This is a genomic window from Pseudomonas sp. UBA6276, from assembly GCF_002438365.1.
In the GTDB taxonomy this organism is placed as follows: Bacteria; Pseudomonadota; Gammaproteobacteria; order Pseudomonadales; family Pseudomonadaceae; genus Aquipseudomonas; species Aquipseudomonas coleopterorum.
Genome location: NZ_DJUS01000064.1, coordinates 1 through 8,532 on the forward strand (window position 1 = coordinate 1; position 8,532 = coordinate 8,532).

9 protein-coding genes and 1 pseudogene are annotated in these 8,532 nt (G+C 63.0%); 6 read left to right on the forward strand and 4 right to left on the reverse strand.

All coding sequences use genetic code 11. The annotated features are described in order from the left end of the window. From B2V21_RS07590 to B2V21_RS07605, 4 genes and pseudogenes are all read right to left on the reverse strand, one after another. Positions 1-246 (reverse strand): annotated as a pseudogene (locus tag B2V21_RS07590) (alpha-D-glucose phosphate-specific phosphoglucomutase); the annotation flags it as partial. Between the two features lie 147 nt (positions 247-393). Next, the gene (gene garD, locus B2V21_RS07595) at positions 394-1,947 is read right to left on the reverse strand and encodes a galactarate dehydratase (RefSeq protein ID WP_286916501.1); all 1,554 of its coding nucleotides are present in this window, start codon (positions 1,945-1,947) and stop codon (positions 394-396) included. Between the two features lie 87 nt (positions 1,948-2,034). Next, positions 2,035-3,396 carry an MFS transporter gene (locus tag B2V21_RS07600; RefSeq protein WP_090358282.1) on the reverse strand — a complete coding sequence of 454 codons (1,362 nt, stop codon included), beginning with the start codon at positions 3,394-3,396 and terminating at the stop codon, positions 2,035-2,037. 315 nt (positions 3,397-3,711) lie between these two features. Continuing rightward, entirely contained in the window at positions 3,712-4,452 is a 741-nt protein-coding gene (locus tag B2V21_RS07605) for a FadR/GntR family transcriptional regulator (RefSeq protein WP_286916502.1), read from the reverse strand. A gap of 215 nt (positions 4,453-4,667) precedes the next feature. Between B2V21_RS07605 and B2V21_RS07610 the strand changes: the two genes are divergently transcribed. The 6 genes from B2V21_RS07610 to B2V21_RS07635 all read left to right on the forward strand — a co-directional run. Then, the gene (locus tag B2V21_RS07610; RefSeq protein WP_049859588.1) at positions 4,668-5,030 is read left to right on the forward strand and encodes a YkgJ family cysteine cluster protein; all 363 of its coding nucleotides are present in this window, start codon (positions 4,668-4,670) and stop codon (positions 5,028-5,030) included. Positions 5,031-5,163: 133 nt separating this feature from the next. Then, positions 5,164-6,015 carry an STAS domain-containing protein gene (locus B2V21_RS07615; RefSeq protein WP_286916503.1) on the forward strand — a complete coding sequence of 284 codons (852 nt, stop codon included), beginning with the start codon at positions 5,164-5,166 and terminating at the stop codon, positions 6,013-6,015. A 4-nt stretch (positions 6,016-6,019) separates the two neighbouring features. After that, the gene (locus B2V21_RS07620) at positions 6,020-6,382 is read left to right on the forward strand and encodes an STAS domain-containing protein (protein WP_056842715.1); all 363 of its coding nucleotides are present in this window, start codon (positions 6,020-6,022) and stop codon (positions 6,380-6,382) included. Beyond that, a complete protein-coding gene (locus B2V21_RS07625) occupies positions 6,379-6,783 on the forward strand; it encodes an anti-sigma regulatory factor (RefSeq protein ID WP_049859585.1) in 405 nt (134 codons plus the stop codon). Before B2V21_RS07620 ends, B2V21_RS07625 begins: the two co-directional genes overlap by 4 nt. Beyond that, the gene (locus B2V21_RS07630; RefSeq protein WP_286916504.1) at positions 6,774-7,790 is read left to right on the forward strand and encodes a SpoIIE family protein phosphatase; all 1,017 of its coding nucleotides are present in this window, start codon (positions 6,774-6,776) and stop codon (positions 7,788-7,790) included. The genes B2V21_RS07625 and B2V21_RS07630 overlap by 10 nt, the downstream gene beginning before the upstream one ends. After that, positions 7,783-8,532, forward strand: a 750-nt coding sequence (locus tag B2V21_RS07635) for a sensor histidine kinase (RefSeq protein ID WP_286916505.1), incomplete at its 3' end; no start/stop codon positions are given. The genes B2V21_RS07630 and B2V21_RS07635, both read left to right, overlap by 8 nt.

The following is an 8,532-nucleotide window of genomic DNA, read 5'->3' on the forward strand; positions in this document are numbered from 1 at the left end:
GAACAGCGGGCCGTCGATGCCTTTGCTGGTACGGTAGAGGCAGATCGCCTGGCTGATGGCCAGAACGTGATTTTCGTTGAAGCTCAAGTCGAATGAGCTGCCACGGTGGCCCGAAGTGCCGAACGCCACACGCTGGGTAGGCTCGCTCGCGTCCGGTTGGCCGGTGTAATAAGCCGTGACCAGGCGCGGGATGTCGATCAGCAGCTGGGCTGGGGCAGGTTTGCCCGCAAACGGACTGAGCTTCATGCAAAAACCTCTAATGTAGGTACCGAAACGGAGAATGACAGTTTAGTGGCACTTCGACACTGGAGGTAGGGATTTGATTCCCTTTTTTGACGCTTATTTATCGAGCTGACGGGCAACGGATTGCCCGCTGCCCTTCGCAGCGCCCGATCAGGTGATCGGCGCCGGGTTGAACAAGGTGATGTCGTTGTGCAGGCGATAGCGTTCGGCCCAGGTCTGCTTTTCCCCGCTCGCCACGTCCAGGTAGTAGTGGAACAACTCCCAGCCCAACTCCTCGATGGTGGCGCGCCCGGTCGCGATGCGTCCGGCATCGATGTCGATCAGGTCCGGCCAGCGCTCTGCCAATTCGGTACGGGTGGATACCTTGACCACGGGTGTCATCGCCAGGCCGTAAGGCGTGCCACGGCCGGTGGTGAATACATGCAGGTTCATGCCTGCGGCCAGTTGCAAGGTGCCACAGACAAAGTCACTGGCGGGCGTAGCGCAGTAGATCAGCCCCTTGCGATTGACCCGCTCCCCCGGGCCGAGCACGCCATTGATGGCGCTGCTGCCGGACTTGACGATCGAGCCCAGGGATTTCTCGACGATGTTCGACAACCCGCCTTTCTTGTTGCCCGGCGTGGTGTTGGCACTGCGGTCCGCGGCGCCGCGCTCCAGGTAGTTGTCGTACCAGTCCATCTCGCGGACCAGCTCGGTCGCCACTTCGTGGGTTTCGGCCCGCGAAGTCAGCATGTAGATGGCATCGCGCACTTCGGTGACTTCGGAAAACATCACTGTGGCACCGGCCCGAATCAACAGGTCCGAGGCAAATCCCAACGCCGGATTGGCGGTGATGCCGGAGAAGGCGTCGCTGCCGCCGCACTGCATGCCCAGAATCAGCTCGCTGGCGGGCACGGTTTCGCGGCGACGCAGATCGAGCTTGGCCAGGCGCGTCTCGGCCAGGGCCATGATCTGCTCGACCATTTCCCCGAAGCCATGACCCGAATCCTGCAAGCGGTACAGCCATGGCTCGCTCAGGTCCACCGAGGGATCGTCCTCGTGCATCACCTGCCCGGCCTGCAATTTCTCGCAACCCAGACCGATCACCAATGCCTCGCCGCCCAGGTTGGGGTTGCGTGCCAGGTTGCGTACGGTGCGAATCGGAATGTAGGCGTCGCGCGCATTGATCGCCACACCACAGCCATAACTGTGGGTCAGGGCTACCACGTCGTCGACGTGGGGATACTTGGGCAACAGCTCTTCACGGATACGTTTCACGGCATGGTCCAGCACGCCGGTCACGCACTGCACCGTGGTGGTGATCCCGAGAATGTTGCGGGTACCGACGGTTCCGTCGGCGTTGCGATAACCCTGGAAGGTGAAGCCTTCGAGCGGCGGCAGCGCAGCCGGCACAGCGTCGGACATCGGCAGGCTGTCCAGCGGCGGTGCCGACGGCATCGCCAGTTGGCTTTCCTTGACCCAACTGCCTTGGCGAATGGGTTCCAGCGCGTAGCCGATGATCTGCCCGTAGCGCACCACCGTGCCGCCTTCGGCGATGTCGACGGTTGCGACCTTGTGGCTTTGCGGCACACCTTCGACGACGGTCAGGCCATCGGGAAAGCGACTGCCTTCGGCCACGCCCTGATCGTTAACCACGACCACGACGTTGTCGTCTGCGTGCAGGCGCACGTAGCGGGGAGAATCGGAATGTTCGATCAATTGCATGGCTTGGCCCTTCCAATCAACTCAGGCTGAATCGAGAGCCGCGTGCCGGCACTGCCGGCCGCGGTCTTGTCGTTGGCTGCAGACGCTTCAGGGGCGCGCGCCGGTCAGCTGCGGTGCATCGTCGACGATCGGATCGCCGTTCTCTTCGCGCAATACCACACGCTTGATCGGGCCGACGATCACCAGGTAGCTGAACACCGCGACCAGGGCATTGGCGCCGACATACACCAGCGCGTACTTGAACGAGCCGGTGGCGCTGATGATGTAGCCGATCACGATCGGCGTGGTGATGGAGGCCACATTGCCGAACATGTTGAACAGCCCGCCGCTGATCCCGGCGATCTGCTTGGGCGAGGTGTCGGACACCACAGCCCAGCCCAGTGCGCCCACGCCCTTGCCGAAGAACGCCAGCGCCATGAACGCCACCACCATCCATTCGGCCTGCACATAGTTGCAGATGACCATGGTGGTCGACAGCATCAAGCCGCACACGATCGGCGTCTTGCGAGCGAAGGTCAGCGAATGACCGCGACGCAGCAGACTGTCGGAGATCACCCCGCCCAGCACGCCGCCGATGAAACCGCAGATGGCCGGCAGCGAGGCGATGAAGCCTGCTTTGAGAATGGTCATGCCGCGTTCCTGAACCAGGTACACCGGGAACCAGGTCAGGAAGAAGTAGGTGATGCCGTTGATGCAGAACTGCCCCAGGTACACGCCCAGCATCATGCGGGTGGTGAGCAGTTGGCGAATGTAGTTCCACTTGGGTTTGGACTTGCCGCCCTTGGCCTGGTCCATGTCGACCAGCCCGCCGTTCTTCTCGATGAAGTCCAGCTCTTCGGCGCTGATGCTTGGGTGTTCCTTGGGGTTGTGGATGTACTTGAGCCACACCGCCGAGAACAGGATGCCCAGGCCGCCCATGACCACGAAGACATGCTCCCAGCCCCAGGAATGAACGATCCAGCCCATCAGCGGAGCGAACAGCACGGTCGCGAAGTACTGCGCCGAGTTGAAGATGGCCGATGCCGTGCCGCGCTCGGCGGTCGGGAACCAGGCGGCTACGATGCGCGCGTTGCCGGGGAAGGACGGCGCCTCGGCGGCACCCACCAGAAAGCGCAGCATGAACAGCGCGATCACCGCGTTGGCCATCGGCAGGTAGCCGACGAAACCCTGCAGCACGGTGAACAGCGACCAGGTGAAAATGCTCCAGGCATAGACCTTCTTGGAGCCGAAGCGGTCGAGCAGCCAACCACCGGGGATCTGCAGCAGGACGTAAGCCCAGCCGAACGCGGAAAAGATGTAGCCGAGGGTCACGGCGTCGATGCCCAGGTCTTTCTGCAGACTGGCACCGGCGATGGAAATGGTGGCGCGATCCGCGTAGTTCAGGGTGGTCACCACGAACAACAGAAACAGGATCATGTAGCGCACGTGCGTCTTCTTCGTCGCTGGCATGCGAAGGTACTCCCACGAGTTATTTTTATGAGGGTAGAAGGTAGGTAGCCGGGTGGTTCAGATCTTGTGCAGTCAGTTGAAGACTGTACTAGGCGTCTGAAAAACGGAAGAAGTCGGACAACAGCGGAAGGACATCGCGCGGCTAATCATGGTTGCAGCACCCTGGACGTTGGAATTATTAGGGGACACCGGTCTGTGCCGGTACTGCAGTTACGTTATCGTACAACGCTACGGATATCCATACCTCGAAGATGAATTATTTCCAGAGATGTAGCGATGTCGGCAGGGAGTCATCGTACTACTGCGCGGAAACCGTCAGATCGACAGGTCTTCGTGAGCCTTGACCACCCGCGCCCGGCTGTTGGCCAGGTGAATGCGCATGGCTGCACGGGCCGCGTCATAGTCGCCACGGGCGACTGCGTCGAAGATATGCGCGTGCTCGCGCACCAGTCGCTCGTGCTTCTGCTGCCGGTCCAGCCGAGCGATGGCCACCGTGTCCAGGCGCGCCCGAGGAAACATGCTGGTGCCGAAGTGGGTGATGATGTCGACGAAGTAACGATTGTTGGACGCTTGCGCGATCTGCAAGTGGAACTGGAAGTCGGCGACGATGGAACCGCTGGTGTCGCTGGCCTGCTCGAAACGCTTGACTGCTTCTTCGATGCTCGCCAGCTGTGCATCGGTGCGACGCAACGCCGCCAGCCCCGCTGCTTCGATCTCGAAGCTGATGCGCACATCGAGAATGGCGATGACATCCTGCAAGGTGACGATGGTGGCAGGGTCCAGGCGCGACACGGTCGAGCCGGGCACGTTGAGCACGAAGGTGCCGATCCCGCGGCGGGTTTCGACGATGCCCGACACCTGCAGCCGCGACAGCGCCTCACGCACCGTGGCCCGGCTGACCCCACCCACCGCCATCAATTCCAGCTCGGTGGGCAGCTTGTCACCGGGCTTGACCACGCCCTGGCTGATCATCCTGCAGACATCGTCCACCAGGCTCTGGGCCAGGTTGCCCGGCCTGCGGCGAGTGATGTCGGCGGTGACGGTGTCGTTGCTCATGGAGGGGCAATCGTGGCGGCAAATGGAAAACCGATCATATATCAGGGTGTTGTGTGATGACAGCGCGAACACGTCGTCCCTTTGGTGCATTCCCAGGCTGCGCAGCGCCCGTGAAATATACCTCGCGCCCCCCCTTCACAACGGCTGCGGCAGCACTAGAATGGCGGCGTGGTCGCGGTCCCCAATAACGCTGTCGCCTCCCCTCCCGAGCCAACATGTCCAGAGTCAATCCCTGCCTTGAGTGCGGCGCCTGCTGCGCGCATTTCCGTGTGTCCTTCTATTGGGGCGAATGCCAGTCCGCAGGCGGCCCGGTCCCCGACGAGCGCGTCATTCAGGTCACCCACAACCGAGTAGCGATGCTCGGCACGGACGTCAAGCCTTCGCGTTGCACCGCTCTCGTCGGTGAAGTGGGCAAACCCGGCGTTAGCTGTTCGATGTACGCCCAGCGCTCCAGCACCTGCCGCGAGTTCGAGGCTTCGTGGGAGCACGGCGAACACAACCCGGCTTGCGATACGGCGCGCGCGGCCTATGGTCTGCCGCCACTGCCTGCGCCCGTGATCATCTCGCTGGCCAGCTAGGCGCCCCTCTTTCGTCGCGGGCCAGAGCGACACGCTTCAGTGCGTGGCGATGGTCATCGACGAGGTCTGGCGTTTAGCAGATAATCCGCCATCATTACGCTATCTTGCCCCATCTCTGTACAGGAGTTCCTGCATGGCCGCGCTGAACACGCAAACCGTTGACGCTTTCAAATCCCAACAAAACGCCATCGTCGAGCAATGGCTCGCAGGCCTCGAAGCCAGCGGTGCGACGCGCAACATCAAGGAAGCCGACCTCCAACAACAGAGCAGCGAACTGCTGAACCAGTTGATCACCGCTCTGGAAACCAGCCAGGCCCACAACATCGCCGGCAGCCAATGGGCCGACGTGCGTCAGGTGCTGGAAAAGCTGTCCCACAGCCGGGCCTTGCTGGGCCACGATTCGCACCAGACCGCACATTTCATCTTCGCCCTCAAACGTCCGCTGTTCGCCGTGCTGCAAACGACGTACGCCAACCAGCCGACAGAACTGGCCGAGCAGGTGCTGCTGGTTTCCGACCTGCTGGACGGCCTGGGCATGCACACCATCCGCACCTTCCAGAAGTCGCGCGAGATGGTCATCAAGCGCCAGCAGGAAGAACTGCTCGAGCTTTCCACCCCGGTGGTGAAGCTGTGGGAAGGTGTACTGGCGCTGCCGATGATCGGCACGCTCGATTCGCAACGCACCCAGGTGGTGATGGAGTCGCTGCTGCAGCGCATCGTCGACACCGGATCGGAAATCGCCATCATCGACATCACCGGTGTACCGACCGTGGACACCCTGGTGGCCCAGCACCTGCTCAAGACAGTCACTGCCATTCGCCTGATGGGCGCCGATTGCATCATCAGCGGCGTGCGTCCGCAGATCGCACAGACCATCGTTCATCTGGGCCTGGACCTGCAAGGCGTGGTCACCAAGGCCAATCTCGCCGATGCGCTGGCGCTGGCCTTGCGCCGTCTGAACCTGACCGTCAGCAAGGCAGACTGACCCCATGGAACGCATCCCTATATTGCAGATGGGCCCTTACCTGCTGGTGACTATCCAAGTCGACATGCACGATCAACTGGCGATGACCTTGCAGGACGACCTTGCGCAAAAGATCAGCAAGACGTCTGCCCGTGGCGTGTTGATCGATATCTCGGCGCTGGACATGGTCGACTCGTTCATCGGCCGCATGATCGGCACCATCTCCGGGCTGTCGCGGATCATGGACGCCGAGACCGTCCTGGTCGGCATGCAGCCTGCCGTGGCCATCACCCTGGTCGAGCTGGGCATGAACCTGCCCGGCGTCAGCACCGCGCTCAACGTGGAGCGCGGCATGCGCCTGCTGCAGGCCCGAGTGAACGGCTCATGAACGTCGAAAGCAGCGGCAGCCAACCGGTGCGCCTGGAACAGGACGTGGTGCTGGCTCGCCAGACCGCGCGCAAGCTGGCCCAGGACTGCGGCATGCGTCTGATCGACCTGACCAAGCTGGTGACTGCAGTCAGCGAGCTGGCACGCAACACCGTGGTCTATGGCGGTGGTGGCGATATGGACTGGCAGATTCTCGACGACGGCGTACGCAAAGGTCTGCGCCTGACCTTCCGCGACGAAGGCCCGGGCATTCCCGACCTCAAGCTGGCCCTGACCGACGGCTGGACCTCCGGCAATGGCCTGGGTCTGGGTCTGACCGGCGCACGGCGGCTGGTGGAAGAATTCGAACTGGACACTGCGCCCGGCCAAGGCACTCGCGTGACGATCACTCGATGGACCTGACCTTGCGCAGCGCCATCACTCAGGTGATCGCGCTGCAGGACTCCAGCCAGGTCGGCGAAGCCCGTCGCGCCGCGCAGCAGATGGCACAGGCCCAGGGCCTGGATGAAACCGACTGCGGCCGCGTGGCGCTGGTCGCGACCGAGCTGGCCAGCAATGTCCTCAAGCATGCAGGCCATGGCGAGTTGCACCTGCGTGCCCTGCCCCATCCCACCTCGCCGGGCATGGAACTGCTGGCGCTGGATCGCGGTACGGGCTTCGAGCTGCAGGAATGCCTGGCCGACGGCTACTCCACACGCGGTACCCAAGGCATCGGCCTCGGCGCGCTGGCGCGGCAATCGGAAATCTTCGACGTCTACAGCGACGCGCGCGGTTCGGTGGTGCTGGCACGGCTGTACCGCAAGCGCGACACCCAAGCCGACCTGCGTCTGGGCGTGACCCAACGCTCGCTGCACGATGATCCGGCCTGCGGCGACGCCTGGCAGGTGGCCTTCGCCGGCGAAGGCATCAGCGCACTGGTGGTGGATGGCCTGGGGCATGGCGAGGAAGCCGAAAAGGCCGCCCGTGCAGGGTGCCAGGCATTCGCGCAGGCGCCGTTCGCGCGGCCCGAGCAGGTGCTCGATGAGTTGCATCAGGCCATGAACGGCACCCGTGGTGGGGCGGCGGCCGTGGCCCAGTTCGACTACGACTCGGCTCAGTTGCGTTTCGCCGGCATCGGCAACATCGGCGCTACGCTGGTCGCGCCCGGCAAGAGCCGCGGGCTGGCTTCCCATCCCGGGATCGTTGGCGCGCAGTTCCGGCGCGCGCAGACCTTCACCTTCGATGACGCCAGCCAGCAGGTGCTGATCCTGTACAGCGATGGCCTGCAGTCACGCTGGAACATGACGGACTACCCCGGCCTGATCCACCTGCATCCCGCCATAATCGCGTCAGTGCTGTACCGCGACTTCTGTCGCGGTCGTGACGACATCACCGTATTGGTTATCGCCCTGGAGCCCGCCCATGTCTGAACCCCTCGAACTGGACGCCCAGGCCAGCGCGGCCCTGATCGCCCAGTTGCGTGCCGAAGCACAAGCCCTGCGCGAAGAACTGGATGAGACCAACCAGGGCGTGCTGGCGCTGTACGGCGAACTCGACGGCCAGGCCGAAGAACTGCGCCAGGCTTCGGACCTCAAGAGCCGCTTCCTGTCGTACATGAGCCACGAGTTCCGCACGCCGCTGGGTTCGATCCTGAGCATTACCGGTCTGCTCGCCGATGAGCTGGACGGCCCCCTGGCGCCGGAACAGCAGAAACAGGTGAGTTTCATCACCAACGCGGCCCAGGAGCTCAGCGACATGGTCGATGACCTGCTCGATCTGGCCAAGATCGAGGCCGGGCGGATCACCATCTCGCCCGCCTGGTTCGACATGTTCGATCTGTTCTCGGCGTTGCGCGGCATGTTCCGGCCGATCGTCAATGCCAGCGCTGTGGACCTGATTTTCGAAGAGCCCGCCGGGCTGCCAAGGCTGTACACCGATGACAAGAAGCTGGCGCAGATCCTGCGCAACTTCATTTCCAACTCGCTGAAGTTCACCCTCGCGGGCGAAGTGCGGGTGTCGGCCAAGCTGGAATCGCCGTCGCAGATCCGCTTCGCCGTGACCGATACCGGTATCGGCATTCCCGCAGAACTGCATGGCACCCTGTTCGAGGACTTCGCCCAGATCGATTCGCCGGTGCAGAAGCGCCTGCGCGGCACGGGGCTGGGCCTGTCG

What these genes read in the sequence shown, in the direction of transcription:
- B2V21_RS07605 (WP_286916502.1), bottom strand. Translation starts at nt 4,452, where the DNA reads ATGAGCAACGACACCGTCACCGCCGACATCACTCGCCGCAGGCCGGGC.
- B2V21_RS07610 (WP_049859588.1), top strand. Translation starts at nt 4,668, where the DNA reads ATGTCCAGAGTCAATCCCTGCCTTGAGTGCGGCGCCTGCTGCGCGCAT.
- B2V21_RS07600 (WP_090358282.1), bottom strand. Translation starts at nt 3,396, where the DNA reads ATGCCAGCGACGAAGAAGACGCACGTGCGCTACATGATCCTGTTTCTG.
- B2V21_RS07620 (WP_056842715.1), top strand. Translation starts at nt 6,020, where the DNA reads ATGGAACGCATCCCTATATTGCAGATGGGCCCTTACCTGCTGGTGACT.
- B2V21_RS07615 (WP_286916503.1), top strand. Translation starts at nt 5,164, where the DNA reads ATGGCCGCGCTGAACACGCAAACCGTTGACGCTTTCAAATCCCAACAA.
- B2V21_RS07625 (WP_049859585.1), top strand. Translation starts at nt 6,379, where the DNA reads ATGAACGTCGAAAGCAGCGGCAGCCAACCGGTGCGCCTGGAACAGGAC.
- garD (WP_286916501.1), bottom strand. Translation starts at nt 1,947, where the DNA reads ATGCAATTGATCGAACATTCCGATTCTCCCCGCTACGTGCGCCTGCAC.
- B2V21_RS07630 (WP_286916504.1), top strand. Translation starts at nt 6,774, where the DNA reads ATGGACCTGACCTTGCGCAGCGCCATCACTCAGGTGATCGCGCTGCAG.